This is a genomic window from Ensifer sp., assembly GCF_035999185.1.
Taxonomy (GTDB): Bacteria; Pseudomonadota; Alphaproteobacteria; order Rhizobiales; family Rhizobiaceae; genus Ensifer.
Window position 1 is genome coordinate 65,281 of record NZ_DASYHB010000207.1, and the last position, 18,177, is coordinate 83,457.

Annotated in this window: 13 protein-coding genes; 2 read left to right on the plus strand and 11 right to left on the minus strand. The window is 61.1% G+C overall.

The genetic code is table 11. From position 1 onward, the window contains the following. Positions 1-113 precede the first annotated feature (113 nt). Both VGO04_RS29815 and VGO04_RS29820 read right to left on the minus strand, forming a co-directional pair. On the minus strand, positions 114-578 hold the full coding sequence (locus VGO04_RS29815) for a Crp/Fnr family transcriptional regulator (protein WP_327499587.1): 465 nt from the start codon (positions 576-578) through the stop codon (positions 114-116). Between the two features lie 91 nt (positions 579-669). Then, the gene (locus VGO04_RS29820; protein WP_327499588.1) at positions 670-3,360 is read right to left on the minus strand and encodes an ABC transporter transmembrane domain-containing protein; all 2,691 of its coding nucleotides are present in this window, start codon (positions 3,358-3,360) and stop codon (positions 670-672) included. A 301-nt stretch (positions 3,361-3,661) separates the two neighbouring features. Here VGO04_RS29820 and VGO04_RS29825 point away from each other — a divergent pair, with 301 nt between their 5' ends. After that, a complete protein-coding gene (locus VGO04_RS29825; protein WP_327499589.1) occupies positions 3,662-4,336 on the plus strand; it encodes a class I SAM-dependent methyltransferase in 675 nt (224 codons plus the stop codon). Positions 4,337-4,383: 47 nt separating this feature from the next. On the opposite strand, the gene VGO04_RS29830 is transcribed toward VGO04_RS29825, so the two are convergent. From VGO04_RS29830 to VGO04_RS29870, 9 genes are all read right to left on the minus strand, one after another. Beyond that, complete coding sequence (locus VGO04_RS29830; protein WP_327499590.1) at positions 4,384-5,520, minus strand: glycosyltransferase family protein; 1,137 nt, start codon at positions 5,518-5,520, stop codon at positions 4,384-4,386. Continuing rightward, a complete protein-coding gene (locus tag VGO04_RS29835) occupies positions 5,520-6,764 on the minus strand; it encodes a glycosyltransferase family 4 protein (RefSeq protein ID WP_327499591.1) in 1,245 nt (414 codons plus the stop codon). The genes VGO04_RS29830 and VGO04_RS29835 overlap by 1 nt, the downstream gene beginning before the upstream one ends. Before the next feature lie 4 nt (positions 6,765-6,768). Next, the gene (locus VGO04_RS29840) at positions 6,769-7,986 is read right to left on the minus strand and encodes a glycosyltransferase family protein (protein WP_327499592.1); all 1,218 of its coding nucleotides are present in this window, start codon (positions 7,984-7,986) and stop codon (positions 6,769-6,771) included. Between the two features lie 70 nt (positions 7,987-8,056). Beyond that, positions 8,057-9,232 (minus strand): ABC transporter permease, encoded by a 1,176-nt coding sequence (locus tag VGO04_RS29845; protein ID WP_327499593.1) that lies wholly within the window; start codon positions 9,230-9,232, stop codon positions 8,057-8,059. Next, entirely contained in the window at positions 9,229-10,227 is a 999-nt protein-coding gene (locus tag VGO04_RS29850) for an ABC transporter permease (protein ID WP_327499594.1), read from the minus strand. Before VGO04_RS29850 ends, VGO04_RS29845 begins: the two co-directional genes overlap by 4 nt. A 1-nt stretch (position 10,228) precedes the next feature. After that, positions 10,229-12,130, minus strand: a complete 1,902-nt coding sequence (locus tag VGO04_RS29855) for an ABC transporter substrate-binding protein (RefSeq protein ID WP_327499595.1) — start codon at positions 12,128-12,130, stop codon at positions 10,229-10,231. Further along, complete coding sequence (locus VGO04_RS29860) at positions 12,127-14,019, minus strand: ABC transporter ATP-binding protein (protein WP_327499596.1); 1,893 nt, start codon at positions 14,017-14,019, stop codon at positions 12,127-12,129. The genes VGO04_RS29855 and VGO04_RS29860 overlap by 4 nt, the downstream gene beginning before the upstream one ends. A 123-nt stretch (positions 14,020-14,142) precedes the next feature. Beyond that, positions 14,143-15,093 carry a polysaccharide lyase gene (locus VGO04_RS29865; protein ID WP_327499597.1) on the minus strand — a complete coding sequence of 317 codons (951 nt, stop codon included), beginning with the start codon at positions 15,091-15,093 and terminating at the stop codon, positions 14,143-14,145. Positions 15,094-15,102: 9 nt separating this feature from the next. Continuing rightward, a complete protein-coding gene (locus tag VGO04_RS29870; protein WP_327499598.1) occupies positions 15,103-16,455 on the minus strand; it encodes an adenylate/guanylate cyclase domain-containing protein in 1,353 nt (450 codons plus the stop codon). A gap of 381 nt (positions 16,456-16,836) precedes the next feature. Here VGO04_RS29870 and VGO04_RS29875 point away from each other — a divergent pair, with 381 nt between their 5' ends. After that, a complete protein-coding gene (locus VGO04_RS29875; protein WP_327499599.1) occupies positions 16,837-18,174 on the plus strand; it encodes a nucleotide sugar dehydrogenase in 1,338 nt (445 codons plus the stop codon). The last annotated feature ends 3 nt before the right edge of the window (positions 18,175-18,177 follow it).

Below are 18,177 nucleotides of genomic sequence, written 5' to 3' on the forward strand. Positions count from 1 at the left end.
CCCGATGTTGCGGAATCGTTTTTGCGAAGGGCTCGCATGCCCTGAGCGAATGCCTCGCCGCGCTCGTTCGTGCCTGCTTGTCGATGGAAGCAACTGGATGCGCGGCAAAGCCTTTACGCGTCCACCGGTTCCAGGCGACCACGGGCCTCGCTGAGTTCCGCCGTCGTCTGGGCAAGACGGTCGGCAAGAACGCGCATGATCTCCACTGCCATTTCCGGGAAGTCGGCGAGGAGCTTGAGGAAATCGTCCTTGCGAATTCGCAGCGCCTCGAGCGGCGTGCTCGTGCGCACGGTCGCGGTGCGCGGCGTATTACAGAGAATGGCGATTTCGCCGACGATCGAATTCTGTTCAACCTCGGCGATCTTGAAAGGCCCGCCAGCGGCGTTGATCAGGACCTCCGCCGTCCCGGAGAGGATGACATAGGCCGCATCGCCGATATCGCCCTGATAGAACAAAGCTTCACCGGCGCCATACATGACCCGGTCGGACGTGAAGGCGAGAAGTTTCAGCTTTGCCGGCGGCAATCCCGAAAACAGGGTTATCCGGCGCAGCATTTCGACTTCATCTTTGAGCAACATCACAATCCGTGTCTCCGAGTTCCCGTCGGGAGCAATCTGTCTCCCGCATCGCGGCGGGACCATATGCTCGTGCCCTGACATTAATATTACATCAAGAAGCCATTTCCTTATAGTCGGGCGCTTCATCCACATTCGCGTCGTGCACCAGGCGCCCGTTTTCGAACTTCGCAACGCGATCGAAGAGTTCCATCAACGCGGGATTGGCAACAACCCAGACGATTGCCGGATCGCGCCCACTCTGATCGAGCATCGAAAAGACGTTGCGAACAACCTGCTCCTGCACGCGCTGATCCAGCGCCAGCAGCGGCTGATTGAAGATGTAGAAATCACAGGCGCGGATGAGCGCGCGTGCCAGATCGAGCTTCTGGCGCTGGGCCGCAGTCAGTCGCTTGCCACCGGCGCCGACATTGTAGTCGAAGCCGAAGGCGAGCACTTCGTTGTAGAGGCCGCCCCCTTCGAAGAGATCACGAACGATGGCTCGGATCTTCTCCGAACCGTCGGCGTGCTTGTGCCCGATGCGTCCGAAAAGCACGTTGTCGATGATGCTGCCTGAAGCGATGTAGCGGTTCGGCCGATAGTGCTCGATCATTCCCGCGAGGTCGGCCGGAAGCCCCTCGTCGAATTCACGCCGGGCAGCAACGACCTTCGCCATCACCTCGTCGGTCAAGAGACCGAAGCGGTGCCGCGGCTCGATGTAGTCGAAGCAGAGCCTGATCACCTTGATCTGATCGTCCTCTGAAACCTCGGTCTTGCCCTTTGACCGTACCTTCTGGAGGATTGCCTCGTAAACCGGGATTTCCTCGGCGGTCATGAAGGTCAGCTGCTGGAAGAACGGGTGATCCGGCGGCAAGTCGCGGAACAGTTCGACGACGTTCTCGGCAATCTCGATGCCCATCTCGTAGAAGGTGTCGCGCAGGCCGACCCGCTGCAGGATCGTCTTGAAGAACGGATGGTTCTCAAGCGCATTGGCCCACATCGCCTGGTCGGTGATGGTACCGAAGAGCATGTTTTCGCCGATCGTGGCCTCGACATTGTAGGCCCCCGGCTCGAAGAACACGACGAGGTCGCTGAGCTTCTCCTGCTCAAGCCGCTGCCTGAGCGCACTGCGCATCTCGACAATGCGAGCTGCAAACTCCGCATGCCGATGCGGATCGATGGTTGAACGGACCGCGAGCGCCATGACGTCATTGGTCAACAGAACGGCATCGAGCACCGGCCGGATCTGAACAAGCAGATCGTCCGGGCCGCTCGCGCCGGCGGCGCCATAGTCGATCCAGTCGCTGTTGACATCGAGATGCGGGTTGCCGGCAAGTCGCGCTTCCGTCACTTCCCACTTGCGATGCGTCACCCCCTCGCCCTCATAGACAGGATCCTTGAGCGGCGCGTGTTTCAACCCGTAGAAAATGTTGTCACCGAGACTACCCTGGAAGACATAGACGTCGGACGAGGCGTAGGCGATGCGCCGCCCGGTCACAGATTCCGGCATTTCCAGAATGTCTTGTCCGCCGATGACCACCTTGCCGCTTGCCGGCCAGACCAGCCGGCCGAAAGCCTCGGCGAGCACCTCGCCGCCACCGGTCAACGCCACCTTCTCGCCGGGCTGCACCTGCAGTGACACATGGTCGAGCAGCGTCGAACCGCCATCGTCGATCACCGTGAGGTTGACCGCCGCAAGCGGCCCTGTCAGAGGCTCGACGGCGCTCGTCGCGACCGCCTGAACCTTCGGGTCGAGCAGCGTTTCGACGCTGAATTGCTCCACCACCTGGGCATATTTGACCTGAACGTCCTGGCGGGCCTGATCCCAGTCGATCAGTTCCTTCAGTGGGCCTGGAAGGTCCTTGTAGGCGCCGATGACGGCGACGAGCTGGCCAATGTCGAGGCGGCCCTGGAGGGCGAAGTACCCACCGATCGCGTAGAACAGGAACGGCGTGACCTGGGCCAGGAAGTTGTTGATGAACTTGACGAGGAATTTCCACTGATAAAGGTCGTACCGGATCTTGAAGATCCGGCCGAGCCTGGCGGCAATGTCGGCGCGCTCGTAGTTGGAGGTGTCATGGCCGCGGATTGCACCGATGCCATCGACGATTTCGCTGACGCGACCGGAAAGCTCGCGCGCCGTCAGTTGCCGCTCCCGGCCAAGCACTAGCAGCCGCTTGCGCATGCGCGGAATGATCACGGCCTGCACCGCCACGATCAGCGTCGCGATAATCCCAAGCCAGAAGCTCTGCAGCAGGATGAACACCAGGGCGGTCAGCGCCTGGCCGCCGAGCAGCGCCGGTGAGACGAAGGCGTCGCCGGTAAAACCACCGAGCGGCTCGACCTCGTCCTTGATCATCGTCGCGATTTCGGCCGGCTTCACCCGTTTGAAATGGCTCGGCGGGAAGCGCAGGACCCGGTCGACGAGTTCGAAACGGATGCGCCGCAGGAGGCGCTCGCCGAGCCGACCCTTGAAGGTGTTGATGTAGAACTTGAACAGGCCGTTGATGACCACCAACAGCAGAAACACAAGGCTGAGCGCGAGCAGCATGCCCTCGCGGCCGAGCTGGAAGCCGTCAAAGATGTTGAGCGTGCCGAAATACGGCAGATCGAACGAAATCGGCAGGAACGCCTGCGTGGCTTCCGGGCTGTCGAAACCATCGCCCTGGATCGGTCCGTTGACGATCTGCTTCGGCAGATCGAAGGACAGGAAATAAGGGATCATCGACAGCGCGACGACAACCAGGATCCAAAGCTGATCTTTGCGCGTGTGGGTCCAGATATAGCGGGAAAGGCGTGGTTCCATGTTACTGGCGATAGGACCTTATTGAACACGACTGCTGCTGGCGGGTCGGGCTGCCAACTGTCCCCAACACGCATCACTCTTCGGCGCGCCTCCCGCTGGTGCACTCAGCACTCGCTCGCGAAGGCAACGCCTGCATATTCCGTCCGGCGCCGAATCCGGTTGATCGATTATGCAGGTGCGAGAAAATTCTGCAATGGACGCCATGTCCATAAGGCGGCGTTGGGGTCAACTGCAGGGGGCGCCGCTCCGGAAAGCACACGCCGTTATTGCACTCGCTCGGTCGTCAGCTTACAACGGCCGCATGAAACAAACCAGCCACACCCCTTGCGAAACTGGCGATTGGTACGAGCATGCCTTTGATCTGGCACGCGGTATCGCCGCCTACACGCGAAGCCCGCTGATCGATGGCATCGCCCGGGTCATCGCGAAACATCCCGGCGCCCACATCACCAACGCCTTCAACCACAAGCAGGTCGCCTGCAAGGTTTGGGCACGTGATACGCTTCTCGACGTCGCAGGACCTTCCTACGGCAAGATCGCCATACTGGGCGGCTGGTACGGCATTCTAGGAGCGATGCTGCTGGAGGATCGGCGCTTTGATGTCGCCGCGGTCGAAAGCTTCGACATCGACCCGGATGTGGAAGCCGTGGCCGAGACGTTGAACGCAGCCTTCCCGGACAAATTCCGCGCCGTGACAGCCGATATGTACGCGATCGACTACGATGCGCTTCAGGCCGACCTGGTTGTCAACACCAGCTGCGAGCATATCGCCGACCTCAGATCGTGGCTCGATCTCGTCCCTGCCGGCACGCGTGTGATGCTGCAATCTAACGATTACTTCAGCGAACCCACCCACATCAATTGTGTGGCCTCGGTTGAAGCATTTGCTGAGCAGGCTGCACTGACCAAGCTCGAATTCGCCGGCGCTTTACCGACCAAAAAATACACGCGTTTCATGCTGATCGGCACGGTCTGATCGCGACGTACTGAGCGACCCTACGGCCGCGCCGTTGCGATGCATGTTCAACGGCCCGGCCAGCGCGCCAAAATCTCCGCCGTCCTGGTCGCACCGTTGAGATCGAGCGGCGGGATGCTCGGCTTTGGCCGCGCCAGCATCGCCTCGACATCGCGCGCCAACCTCTCAGGAGTCACCTCGGCCTCCGGCAAGACCCCGGCAAGGCCGAGCTTCTCGAGCCTTGCCGCCCGGGTCGACTGTTCCGTCTCGCCGCCGGCGACAAAAGGGATGAGCAGGGATGCGCATCCGGCGCGGAAGATATCGCACACCGTGTTGTAGCCGGCCTGGGAAACGGAAAGCCGTGCGCCGGAAAGCAGGCTCGCAAAGTCCTTGCGGAAGCGGAACAGATGGACGTTTGCGGGCGCTGTGTCAGCAAAGGCGTCGTAATCATCCTGCGGCAGGTTCGGCCCGGTGACCAGGCACCATTGCAACTCGTTCGACAGAAGGCCGGCCGCCTGAAGCGCAGCGCCAATCAGCTCCTTGCCGACCGCACCACCGCCTGCGGAAACAAGGACGTCGAACCTTTCGGCCGGCGGCTCGGGCACCGCACCCGCGACAAGGCCGGTATAGGCGATCTTGCCTTCGATTTCGCCCGCATAGGGATAGGTCTCCTCAAGCCGTGCGAAGGCTGGGTCGCCATGCACGAGCACCAGGTCGAAGTGCGCGTTCACTACATCAAGGGTCTCTTCCGCGCGGCCGGGCTTCAACCGTTCCTGGAGGATATCGCGCAGCGACGCGGCAACGAGCGGCCGCCTCTCAGCCTTTTCTATCACTTCAAGCAGCGGCATCAGCTCGAAACGCATCTGGCGCCGGCCAAACGGAAAAGCTTCGAAGATGACGATATCCGGATCGCAGGTGAGGTACGCCTCGATCAAGAGGTCCCGGCGCTGTTGCTTGAACGCGTCGGTCACCGGATTTCCGTCCGCGTCGGCAAGGCCGGAAAATCCCTTGTCACCGGCAAGCACAGGCGGCAGCGCCACATGCTTTACATCGCCCCCCGGGAACCCCGGAACCGGGTTGCCGCCGGTCACGACAGTCACATCGAAGCCATTCGTGGCAAGCGCGCTTGCAATCCGGCTCGCCCGCGCCAGGTGGCCGATGCCCAGCAGATGCTGGACATAGAAGAAAACACGGCGCGCGCGCATCAGGCGGCTCTCCACTCTTTGGCAAACAGGTCGGCGAGTTGATCGATGCTGGTATGATGGTCGAAGTGCGCGCGCACCTTCTCTTCCGCCGCATCTCCGAGCCGGCAACGAAGCACAGGGTCGCGGATAAGCTGCTCGAGTGCCGCGGCCAGCGCCTGCGGGTCCTCAGGGGGAACGACGCGGCCATTTTCGCCATCGTCGAGAAGCTCCGGCACGCCTGAAATCGCCGTTGAAACGCAGGCCAGCCGCTGGCTCGACGCTTCGACCAGCACATTCGGCAAACCGTCCCGGTCACCGTCGGCCGTAATCCTGCAGGCAAGCGCGAAGATGTCGCTGGCCCGATAGTGCGCAAGCACGTCGGTCTGGTCGAGCGCGCCTTTCCAGGTGACCCGCTCGGCAACGCCGAGTTCACCGGCAAGCGTCTTCAGCTTTGCGGTCAGCTCGCCGGCACCGATATGCTCGAAGCGCCAGTTGAGATCCGGCGGCAGCAGCGAGAGCGCCTTCAGCAGCACGTCGTAGCCCTTCTTGCCGACAGCGCGACCGACGCTGACGATGCGGACCGGATCGGAAGGATCGGACCCGTTCCGATCGGAGTGCTTGCCCTCGAAGTGTGGAAAACGGTCGAGGTCGAGGCCATGGTAGCTCAGATGCACCCTTGCCTTCTCGCTGGTGAGGCTCTTCAGATGTTCGTAGCCCATCCGCGTACAGGTCACGGTCCAGCGCGCCCGTTTGAGCTTTTCGGAAAGCTCCCAGTCTGGCGAAGTCCAGATGTCCTTGGCATGCGCCGAGCAGGTCCAGGGCGTGCCGGCAATCATGCTTGCATAGGCCGTCACTGAAGCGGGCGTGTGAATGAAATGCGCGTGCAGCCAGCGCGGGTCGCCCGGCCACTCCGATGCCAGGACCACCGCCTGCCCGAAGCGGCGAAAACGATTGCGACTGAAATCGCGGCGCAAATCCCTGAGAAACTGCCCGAGGGCCGGCCAGCATCCCGCTTTCGGCAAAGAACGCAAGAGACCGCGCAGCACCCGCAGCGGTTCTTCGTGCAGATACTCCGGCAGATAGTGAACCTCGGCGCGGATCTCGTCGTGCACGGGATGACGCTTGCCATCCGTCGGACGCCGAAGGGCGATGAGAACGAGATCCATTCCGGCCCGCTCCAGGCCAAGCAATTCCTGCGCGATGAACGTTTCTGAAAGACGCGGATAGCCCTTCAGCACGACTGCAATCTTGCGGTCTGTCGGCAATGCTTCAGCTCGATTTCTTCACAATGTTCAGATGGTCGCTCGATGGCCGGTCGAGCCACTTGCCGACGATCTCGGAGATATGCACCAGGCCTTCCAGCCGCAGGCCGTTGGCGCTGCTCTTCGATGGCGGGGCTCGATATGGCAGCGCTTTCAGCGCCGCTGCAAAACGCAACGGATCTTCCGCCTCGTCCGGCAGCAGCATCTCGACAAGCCCGAGTTCGGCAGCGCGACGGGCGCGGATCAGCTGCTCTTCGCGCGGCTGGATACGCGGCACGATGAGGGCCGGCTTGTCGAAGGAAAGGATTTCGCAATAGGTGTTGTAGCCGCCCATGGCAACAACGCCCTTGGCACCGGCGATGAGTTCTTCCATGCGGTTGTCGAACTCGATGATCTTGATAAAGGGGATCTTGCTGCCCTTGCGGATCAGCTTTTCCCGCTTCTTGACCGGCATATAGGGCCCGAGCACGATCAAGGCTTTATGCGTGAGTTCCGGATCCTGCTGATAGGCATGGATGACATCGTGGATAAGGTCCGCTCCGTCACCGCCGCCACCTGTCGTGACGAGGATGTAGTCCCCCTGCGGCTTGTGGCCGGGCAGTTCCTCGCGCGGGACGCTGCGCTGCAAGAATCCGACGAAGTTCATCCGTTCGCGCACGGCGGGCGGCACTTCGAGTTCTGTCAGGGGATCGTAGAAATCCGGAGGACCATAGACCCAGATCGTATCGTAGTACTGCTCGATCTTGCGCATGGTGTCACGGCGCTTCCATTCCGCCTCCAAGAGGTGTGGCGCATCCATGACCTCCCGCAGGCCAAGGACGAGCGTCGTGCCGTGCGCTTTCAGATAGGTGAGCGTCTCCTCGACCTCGCCGCGCAGGCCCATCGGCTCCTTGTCGACGATGAAGATGTCGGGCTTGAACGTCTCGGCGGTGTGGCGAATGATCGCCTGGCGCATCTTCAACGTCTCGTCGAGTTCGATGTGGCGGTCGAGGGACGTGTAGTCGCCATTGTGCAGCTTGATGACGCTCGGAATCTTCACGAAATCCACGCGCGCACGATAATCGAAGGCGCCGGCGATCGTCGCGCCGGAAATGATCAGGATGTTCAACCCACGGAAGTCTTCCACCAGCGAATGCGCAATCGTGCGACAGCGCCTGAGGTGTCCGAGCCCGAACGTGTCATGGCTATACATGAGGATCCGGGCATCTTCAAAACGCCGCATCATGCAAGGAACCTTTCGCTCAGGGTATAATGAACCGTTTCACGCCGACCGTTGTCCGGCGGCAAATCGGGCTTCATTTGTAGGGATCGGCCGCGTCACGCAACCCATCTCCCAAGAAGTTGAACGCCAAAATCACAAGAATGACCGGAACTGTGGGAAATAGGAGCCAGGGGTAGAAGGCAATGACACTGACACTTTTTGCCTCGGTCAGCAGAATACCCCAACTGGTGATGGGCGGCCGGAGGCCGAGACCGAGGAAACTCAACGCCGTCTCGCCGAGGATCATGCCAGGGATCGAGATCGTCGCCGTGGCGATCAGATGCGACATGAAGCCGGGGACCAGGTGGCGGCCGATGATGCGGCTACTCTTGGCGCCCATCAGCTGGGCGGCCAGCACATAGTCTTCTTCGCGCAACGCCAGCAGCTTCGAGCGCACAGCGCGCGCAAGTCCCGTCCAGTCCAGCAGCCCGAGAATGATCGTGATCGCCAGATAGATGAGGATCGGGCTCCAGGTCGCCGGCATGATCGCCGCCAGTGAAAGCCAGAGCGGAATGCTTGGGATCGACTGCAGAACTTCGATGACGCGCTGGGTGATAAGATCGAAAACGCCGCCGTGGTAGCCGGCAAGCCCGCCAATGACGATGCCCAGCACGAAACTGACGGTAATGCCGAGCAAGCCGATCGTCAGCGAGATCCGCGCGCCGTAGATAATGCGTGACAGTACGTCGCGGCCGAGGCGGTCCGTTCCAAGCAGGAAGAACTGTCCGTCCTTTGCCGGGCATACGAAATGCACATTGCTGTCAAACAGACCCCAGAAACGATAGCCGTCGCCACGGCAGAAGAAGCGCAACGGCTCGACGTCCTTGACGTCGTCGGCATAGTTGCGCTTCAGCGTATCCATATCGAGCGTCATGGTGCGGCCGTAGACGAACGGGCCGACGAACTTGCCCTCATGGAACAGATGCACCGACTGAGGCGGTGCATAAATGTAGTCCATGTTCCGGGTGTGCAGATTGTAGGGCGCCAGGAACTCGCAGATCACGATCATCACATAGAGCGCGGCAAGAAAGATACCGGACACGAGCGCAAGCCGATGTCGTCGGAACTTCCACCACATCAGGCGAAGTTGGGAAGCCTGGTTGACGCGCACCTGCTCGTCAGACATCGCCTCCACGGAATAGGGATCGAACGGGGCGGTCGATACATAGTGCGGCAGTGGCTCGCCGGGCGCCGGGAGAAATGACGTCACTTGGTGCTCCTGCCTTGCAGCCGAATGCGGGGATCGAGAATGGCAAGCGCGATGTCGGAGATCAGCACGCCGATCACTGTCAGGAAGGCAAGGAACATCAGGAATGAACCGGCAAGGTACATGTCCTGGCTCTGAAGGGCCTTGATCAACATCGGCCCGGTGGTCTCGAGCGACAGCACGATCGCGGTGATTTCCGCACCGGAGATGATCGCCGGCAGGATGGAGCCGATATCCGAGATGAAGAAGTTGAGCGCCATGCGCAGCGGGTACTTCACCAGCGTGCGCATCGGCGAAAGGCCCTTGGCGCGCGCCGTCACCACGTATTGCTTCTGCAACTCGTCAAGCAGGTTGGCACGCAACCGCCGGATCATCCCGGCGGTGCCGGCCGCACCAACGATGATGACCGGGATCCAGATATGCTCCAGGATCGATTTCGCCTTGGCCCAGCTCATCGGCTCGGCCAGGTACTTCTGATCCATCAGGTGGCCGATCGAGATCCCGAACCAGATGTTAGCGAAGTACATCAGGATCAGCGCCAGCATGAAGTTGGGAATGGCGATGCCGATCAGTCCCATCAGCGACAGGCCGTAGTCTCCCCAGCTGTACTGATGGGTCGCGGAGTAGATGCCGATCGGAAAGGCGATCAGCCAGGTGAAGATGATGGTGACGAAGGAGACGAGGATCGTCAGCCACAAGCGGTCGCCGACGACATCGCTGACCGGCAGCTCGTACTCGAAGGAGTAGCCGAAATCGCCCTGCAGCATGCCGGCGACCCAGTGCACGTAGCGCAGTGGCGCCGGCTGGTCGAAGCCGTACTCCTTCCGGAGCGCTTCGATCTGCTCCATGTCGACGCCTTCGCCTTGGGCCTTGATCTCGGCGATGTAGCTTTCGAAATAGTCGCCGGGCGGCAGCTCGATGATGGTGAAGACAAGAGCGGAAATGATGAGGAGGGTCGGAACCATCGCCGCGATACGCCAGAGAATATAACGCAGCATGTCAGCCTTCCTGCTCGATCCAGAAAGTGTCGGGTTTGTAGACGCCGAAATAGCAGGTGGGATCGAAGCCGTAGAGCGCCGTTTCCGGCACGTTCTTCAGCTTCTTGGCCACGAGGATCGGCTGCAGCGACGCGTTGACGATGCCGATCGAGAAAACCTGGTCTGTGTAGATCGACAGCATGCGGCCCCAGATTTCGGTGCGTTCGGCGTCCTCGGCCGAATGACGCCAGCGCTGCAGCAATTCCGTCAGCTCGACTGCGGCCGGCAGGTCGGGCGCTTGGCCCATCTCGCCATGAGACAGATAATTGAGCCCCCAGACCGGCCATTGCAGCTGATCGTCGGCAGTCGGCGCCAGCTGCCCGGGGTTCATGCTGGCATTGGGCACGCCGTTGTCGATACCGAACCACATCGACATGATGATTTCGCCGCCGACGGCCCGGCTGCGGAACGTGTCGCGTTGCGAGGTGCGGATGAAAAGCGAGATCCCGACTTTCTGCCAATAGTCGGTGATGAGTTGCAGCACATCGGTTTCGAGCGTGCTTTCGCCCGCCGTCTCCACGACAATCTGTGCGGCTCTACCGTCGGAGAGGATGCGAATGCCGTCGCTGCCCTTCTGGGTGAGACCGGCCTCATCGAGCAGCGCATTGGCCTGTTCCGGATCGTGCGCGACCCAGGCGTTGGCAAATTCTGGTCGGAAGAGCGGACTGTCAGGCAGAACCGTGTCGGCGCTCTCCTTGGTCAGGCCGTAGAAGACCGCCTTGTTGATCTCCGTCCGGTCGATGGCGAGCGAAAGCGCGCGACGAACCCGTACATCCTGCAGCAGCGACCGCCAGACGGTGTCCGAGCAATTGAGGTTGGGCAGCAGCGCCAGCCGCGACCCTTGCGTCTTCTTCCACAAAAGCACCTTCACCGGATAGCGTTTCTCGGAATCCTTGAGGAAGGTGTAGTCGATGAAATCGACGCCGGTCGCCTGCAGGTCGCTTTCGCCGGTTCCGGTTTTTGCCGGGATCAGCGCTGACGAACTGACGTTGAGCACGAACTTGTCGATATAGGGAAGCTGCAGCCCGTTCTCGTCGACGCGGTGATAATAAGGGTTGCGTTCAAAGACGAACTGTTCGGCCGGCAGCGGTGTCGTGTTGCGCCAGGGATCAAGCGTCGGCAGGTCCGGGTTTTCAGGACGATAGGAACGCGCCATGCGCATATGGAGCTGGCTCCATTTCTTGACGCGCTCTTCCTTCATCAGGGCCTTGAGCTTGTCTTCCTCCTGATACTTCTCATGGAACTGCTTGAGATAGGCGGAAGGCATGGCCACCACGAGCGGCTGGGGACCGGCGAGCTTCTGCAGGAAGTCCGGATTGGGCGTCGACCAGGAATAGCGCACAGTGCGCTCGTCGACGATCTCGAACTTTCCGGCTTCGCCATCCATGACGAGGGCCGTCGGCAATCCCGCCGGGGTGAGCTTTTCGTTGTTGAGGACGTCTTCCCAGCAATAGCGGAAGTCTTCCGACGTCAGGGGCGTCCCGTCAGACCACTTGTGCCCTTCTCTGATGTGGAAGGTAAAGATGCGATCCTCGACGGCCTCATAGCTCTCAAGCACGTCCGCTTCGATCTTCAGCGTCTCGTCATAACCGACCAACCGGGCATAGCCGTAGATGGTCATCAAACGGATGTCCTTGGCGCTGCCGATGATCATCTGCACCGAGCCGCCATGCTTGCCGGGCTCACGCCCCATAGCGGCAACGTTGATGACGCGCGGCGTCTTGGGCAACCGCTCGGCAACGGGCGGAAGCTTGCCGTCGGCAATCAGCTTTTCCAGAAAGGCCGGCTCGCCCGCTGCAGCAAACAGCCGCGTCGGAAGAGCTACGGTTGCAAGCAATGCCAGTACAGTTCGGCGCGTGATCATGGCCGTAACTCCCTTGCATCCACGGAACGGCGTGCCAAGACGAAATGGTCATTGCCGAGATCCGCGGGGATAAGCGCGTCGCCAGCGTCATCGTCCCGGAACTGCGGTCCCCAGCGCCGCATATCCGATCCTTCGCTATCCTTCAGTCTTTCGAAATCGAGCGGTCGGTCGAGATCCGGATAGGGCACGGCCTCCAGCAGCGACTTTGTATAGGGATGGACGGGTTTGCGCATCAGAACCTCGCGCGGGGCGAGCTCGACGATGCGGCCGGCGCACATGACGGCAATGCGGTCTGCCATGTAATCCACGACCGCAAGGTTGTGGGAAATGAACAGGCAGGTCAGCCCCAATTCCTTCTGAAGATCCTTGAGAAGGTTGAGAATTTGCGCCTGAACGGAGACGTCGAGCGCCGAAACCGGCTCGTCGCAGATCAAGAGTTCGGGCACGAGCGCCAAGGCGCGGGCAATGCCGATGCGCTGGCGCTGACCACCGGAGAAGCTGTGCGGGTAGCGGTTGATGAAGCGCTGGTCCAGCCCGACGGCCTGCAACAGCGAGCGCACGGTCTCGACGCGAGACTTCGCGTTTCCGCGCCCGTGGATTTCCAAGGGTTCGCTGAGAATGTTCTTCACCGTCATGCGCGGAGACAGCGACGACACCGGATCCTGGAAAACCATCTGGATCTTCGAGCGCAGCGCCTGCAGCTCGTCTCCCTGCGCCTTCAGGACATCGACCGGCCCTTCCCCGTTGTCGAAGGTCACCGTACCGGTGTCGGGCGTCACCGCCCGCATCAGGATCTTGCTGACAGTTGTCTTGCCGCAGCCGCTTTCCCCGACGAGGCCAAGGCATTCTCCGCGGCGAATGTCGAAGCTGACATCGTCGACGGCGCGGTGATAGGAACTTTCGCCGCCACCGAACCACGATGACTTTCGCGTTCCATAGGTCTTGGAAAGGTTGCGGACGGACAGGAGCACTTCGGGGCCGGCGCGCCGTTCGGCTGCCGTCGTCCCGAGCAACGTGCCTGCCTTGACCGGCACCTCGCGCAGCGCCTTCAGCCGTTCCCCGGGCTTCATGTCGAAATGCGGAACAGCGGCCATCAGCCCCTTGAGATAGGGGTGCTGCGGGTTGCGGAAGATCGCCTCGACCGGCCCCGCCTCGACGATCTGGCCGTGATAGATCACCACCACCTCGTCGGCCATGTTGGCGACGACGCCAAGGTCGTGGGTGATCAGCAGCATCGCCATGTTGAGCTTCAACTGAAGCTCCCGCAGCAGTTTCAGGATCTGGGCCTGCACCGTCACGTCGAGGGCTGTCGTCGGCTCATCGGCGATCAGCAGCGCCGGTTTGCAGATCAGCGCCATTGCAATCATCGCGCGCTGGCGCATGCCGCCGGACAGTTCGAACGGATACATGTCGTAGGCGCGCTTCGGATTGGCGAACCCGACATAGCCGAGCAGCTCTTCCGTCCGGGCCCGACGTTCGGCCTTTTCCGTATCCGTATGGATCTTCAGCACTTCGGAAATCTGGTTGCCGATCGTGTGGAGCGGCGACAGCGACGTCATCGGCTCCTGAAAGATCTTGCTGATGCGCGTGCCGCGCAGACTGCGAATCTCTTCCCCTTCCCGCTCCAGCGAGATGAGGTCGATCGGCTTTTCCGACGTCGCAGGGTCGTTGAACAAAATTTTGCCGCCAACCTTGGCCACGTTCGGCAAAATGCCCATCACCGCCTGGCTGATCGCCGATTTGCCAGACCCCGACTCGCCGACGAGAGCCGTGACCTTGCCCGGTAGAATTCTGAAATTCGCATTGTTGACGGCTTGAACTTCGCCGCCGAGCACCGAGAATGTGATCCGCAGACCTTCAACTCGAAGCAGGTCCGCCCCAGATGTCATAGCAGCACTCTTCCCTCATCGCTTTTTATCCGCCGCCTCTAAAAAAAGACTAGCGCAGCTTCGGAGGGCTGTCCAGCACGCCCGGTTTCAACCAAGGCGCTACCCACGTGCATCTTCAGATGGTTAGAGGGACGGGCACGTCCCTTCTCTCAACACGTCGGCGCAATTCGGCGAGCGCCGGAAGTCATCATAAAACAGTGTCCAGTTGGTCGTGTCGGCTGCGCGGTAGGGACCAAACTTGAAGTACTGGTTCTTGCCGAGCCCCTTGTCGGCGTGGCCGATATGACCGGTAGCGGTGAAGATCGGCTTGCCGTTGGCGTACAGGTCGATGCGCCCCGTGCCGGAAGCGCCCGGCAGCGTGTAGATGGCGAAGTCGATCCAGCCGGAATTCGGATCGGGTAAAGGGTTGCCGTAATTGGTGATCTTGACCGCATCGGTGCAGCCGTTGAACAGGTTGCCGTCTTCCAGTTTCCAATGGCTGTCAGCCGCGACCAGCATGCGCATCTGGTTGACGCCGGGCCTCCCCCATACGGGAACCTGGCCGGGCTTGCAGGTCGCTGCCGTCCCCTCGGGACCGACCGACAGCGGCATCAGGTAATTGGTTTCCACCGTGACGAAGAGCTTGCCGTATTCGAGGCGAAGCGCAAGAAACGGACTGAAATCGCCCTCCGCACCCGGATCGATCTCGCGCTTCCACTGGGCAATGAGGTAACGGTGATCCTCTTTCGGGATCGGATCGGCAAACTTGACAGCGAAGCCGTACCAGACGCCCTGATCATAGGGCACGCGCAGCGCCGTCTTCTCCCAGATCTCGGCTCGCTCGCTGCAACCGTCGAGCGAGTCTGGACAGGTCGGAACGACGCTCAGCTTGAGCGCGCCGTTGCCGCTCCGCTTGACGGCGTCTTGAAACTCCACCGTGCCGGCGGTCTGTTCAAAATTCTCGCGATAGTAGAGCCCGCCCTCCGGCGCAAAATTCTCTCCTTCGAAGCCGTCAGCAAGCTTGGTTTCCCAGGGCTGCGCCATCGCGCTCCCGGCAAAGGCGATGGAAGCGGCGAAGAGGACGGCTCGGAACATTCTAACCCCTTACTGAAGCATCTTGTCGATAAGGCCGCGCGGCGGCTGGAGCGGGCGCGTATTGCGATGAAGCAGCATGACATGCTCGGCCTCGGAGAGTCCATCCTGCAGCACATCGTCGAAGCGCTCGTCTGCCCTTGCAAGCAAGGCAGCATCGTTGGGATAGAGGATCGTGAACTTCTGCCGGACGCCCCTGAGCTTCTCCTGGCCGAGTGCCGTCCAGTCACCGCCGCAATAGTTGACGAAGGCTTCGCTCGCGACGACGCTGTGAGCGTATTTCTTGGTCAGGTTTTGCAACCGCTGGACTTCATTGACCGCCGAGCCGAAGGCCGAAAACGTCAACCGGTCGCGCAAGCCCACATTGCCGAACATCACGTTGCCGACATGCAGCCCGATACCGTAGCCGATTGGGTCGCGGGTCTGCTTGCGCCGCTCGCCGTTCAGCATCTCCATGCGCACGGTTGCCGCGCGCACGGCCGCAAAGGCTTCGCGGGCGGCAAACTCCGAGGGCTCCTTGTGGCGCCCGCAGGGATAGACAGCGATGAAGCCGTCGCCGACGAAGCTCAGGATATGGCCGCCGTTGCGGTTGAAGGGCGCTGCGATCGCGTCGAAATAGCTGTTCAGCGTCTCGATGTAGGACTGGCGGCCTTCCTTTTCCGCAAGCATCGTCGACCGGCGCATATCGGCCATGACGAGGATCGCGCGCACGGTTTCGCCGTCGCCACGGCGGACCTGGCCGCTCATCACGCGCCGGCCGGCGCTGGAGCCCAGATAGGTCGTCAGCATATTGTCGGCGAGTTTGCCAAGCACCGCCATCTTGGCGGCGACCGCCAGGTGGTGCTGCAGCTTCAGCAGGGCGCCGATCACATCGTCGGTAAAGCCGCCATGACGATCCGTCGTCCAGGACCCCACCATGCCGTGGCCGGAATCCGCGCCGAGCGACTGCATGAAGGCGAGATAGTCCGTAGCTCCCATGTCCTTCAGATCGTCGAAGATCGGGAATTCGGACGGCGTATCCATGTAAATACGGCGGCGCACATGCTCGAGATTGTTGTTGAGCAGGTAGTAATAGGGGCTCTGCAGGAAGCGCTCGGGATTGAGCGCAAGTTCCTCGTGCCTAAGGCCGCTCACTTCGACGCCCTTGCCGCGCACCCAGGTAAATCCAAGCGCGTCGTAGAGCGGATGCAGCATCGAAAAAGAAAGATGGACGCGCATCAGCGGCAAGCCGGCCGCGGCGAGCCGCTCGCAAAAGCCCTTGACGATCGTCTCCAGCGGCGCATCGCTGAGCGAAGTCCGCATCAACCAATCGGCAACCTTGTCGATGAGGATTTCGGATACGTTGTCGTGCGTCGTCGTCGCCATTGTCTCATCCAATCATGACAGACCGCCCCCGTGTCAGCATCCGGAGACAGCGAACGCCCCGGCGCGACGCCGGTCCATGTTCGCGGTGGATGATGATGAGCCGTGCCCGTTAAGAAAATGCTCCAGCCGCTTCCGGCGTCAATGACGTGCAGGCACCCGGAATGCGGCCCTTCTATTATGCAGATATTGACGGCGCCGGTCGATTTCCAGAGGTCGGCAAAGATTTTGTGACGCCCACCGCTGCACGAAGTTTTGATAGTGGCGTCAAGGCCCTGCGTCGCCGCCCGTCCACCGCTCGCTTGACTTGGTCCTTGTTTCTCTCCAACAAACCACGACATTTTGGCGCGCCGCCCGTCTATCCACGAGATCTGGAATCGAAACTTGACCTCACCTCATTACGAAAGTCTTCTGTCGTCCATTTCTGGCAAGAGCGCCCGGATCGGCGTCATCGGGCTTGGCTATGTCGGCCTGCCCTTGGCGATTGCGTCGGCGCGCGCAGGCTTCAGCGTCACCGGTTTCGATATCGATCCCGCCAAGATCGTCGCGCTCGAGGCGGGCAAGTCCTATATCGCCGCAGTACCCGATGCCGCGCTTGCGAAGGAGAGCAGTGCCGGGCGTTTCGGTTCGACTACGGATTTCCGGACTCTTGCGGATTGCGACGTCATCATCATCTGCGTTCCGACGCCGCTCACCAAGCACCGAGATCCCGATCTTTCCTTCGTCGAAAAAACCTCTCGCGCGATTGCCGCAACCCTCAGGCCCGCGCAGCTCGTCGTCTTGGAATCCACCACCTATCCGGGCACGACCGACGGCGTCGTTCGCACAATCCTCGAAGAAACTGGGCTCAAATCCGGCACGGAGTTCTTCGTCGGCTTTTCGCCGGAGCGCGAAGATCCCGGCAATCCGGTTTATGAAACCGTCAGCATTCCGAAGGTCGTTGCCGGCGACGGACCCGAGGCGGCAAAACTGATGGAGACGTTCTACGCCTCCGTGGTGAAAACCGTGGTGCCTGTCTCCTCCAATGCCACCGCGGAAGCCGTGAAACTCACGGAGAACATCTTCCGATCCGTCAACATCGCGCTCGTCAACGAACTGAAGATCGTTTTTGAGGCGATGGGCATCGACGTGTGGGAAGTGATCGAGGCGGCAAAGACCAAGCCGTTCGGCTACATGCCCTTCTATCCCGGTCCGGGCCTTGGCGGTCATTGCATCCCGATCGACCCCTTCTACCTGACCTGGAAATCGCGTGAGTATGAGTTGCCGACGCGGTTCATCGAGCTTGCGGGCGAAATCAACTCGGCCATGCCGCGCCACGTCGTCAGCCGTCTTGCCGAGGCGCTCGACCGGCACGCGGGCAAGGCGCTGAGCCGCTCCAACGTTCTTGTCATCGGCCTTGCCTACAAGAAGAACGTTCCAGACATTCGCGAAAGCCCGTCCCTGCGTCTGATCGAGTTGATCGAAGAGCGCGGCGGCCGCACGGCTTACCACGATCCCTATGTCGCCGAGATCCCACCGACGCGCGAATATGCCGTCTTGAAGGGCCGCAAATCAGTCCCGCTCGACGAGAAGTCGATTGCCGGGTTCGACGCCGTGCTGATCGCCACGGACCACGATCACGTGGACTATTCGGCACTGTCCCGATGGGCGCCGCTCATCATCGACACCCGCAACGTCTTCCATCGCAACGGGCTTGCCGGCGACCACATCGTCAAGGCCTGAAGA

What these genes read in the sequence shown, in the direction of transcription:
- VGO04_RS29820 (WP_327499588.1), bottom strand. Translation starts at nt 3,360, where the DNA reads ATGGAACCACGCCTTTCCCGCTATATCTGGACCCACACGCGCAAAGAT.
- VGO04_RS29825 (WP_327499589.1), top strand. Translation starts at nt 3,662, where the DNA reads ATGAAACAAACCAGCCACACCCCTTGCGAAACTGGCGATTGGTACGAG.
- VGO04_RS29830 (WP_327499590.1), bottom strand. Translation starts at nt 5,520, where the DNA reads ATGCGCGCGCGCCGTGTTTTCTTCTATGTCCAGCATCTGCTGGGCATC.
- VGO04_RS29855 (WP_327499595.1), bottom strand. Translation starts at nt 12,130, where the DNA reads ATGATCACGCGCCGAACTGTACTGGCATTGCTTGCAACCGTAGCTCTT.
- VGO04_RS29860 (WP_327499596.1), bottom strand. Translation starts at nt 14,019, where the DNA reads ATGACATCTGGGGCGGACCTGCTTCGAGTTGAAGGTCTGCGGATCACA.
- VGO04_RS29850 (WP_327499594.1), bottom strand. Translation starts at nt 10,227, where the DNA reads ATGCTGCGTTATATTCTCTGGCGTATCGCGGCGATGGTTCCGACCCTC.
- VGO04_RS29870 (WP_327499598.1), bottom strand. Translation starts at nt 16,455, where the DNA reads ATGGCGACGACGACGCACGACAACGTATCCGAAATCCTCATCGACAAG.
- VGO04_RS29840 (WP_327499592.1), bottom strand. Translation starts at nt 7,986, where the DNA reads ATGATGCGGCGTTTTGAAGATGCCCGGATCCTCATGTATAGCCATGAC.
- VGO04_RS29815 (WP_327499587.1), bottom strand. Translation starts at nt 578, where the DNA reads ATGTTGCTCAAAGATGAAGTCGAAATGCTGCGCCGGATAACCCTGTTT.
- VGO04_RS29865 (WP_327499597.1), bottom strand. Translation starts at nt 15,093, where the DNA reads ATGTTCCGAGCCGTCCTCTTCGCCGCTTCCATCGCCTTTGCCGGGAGC.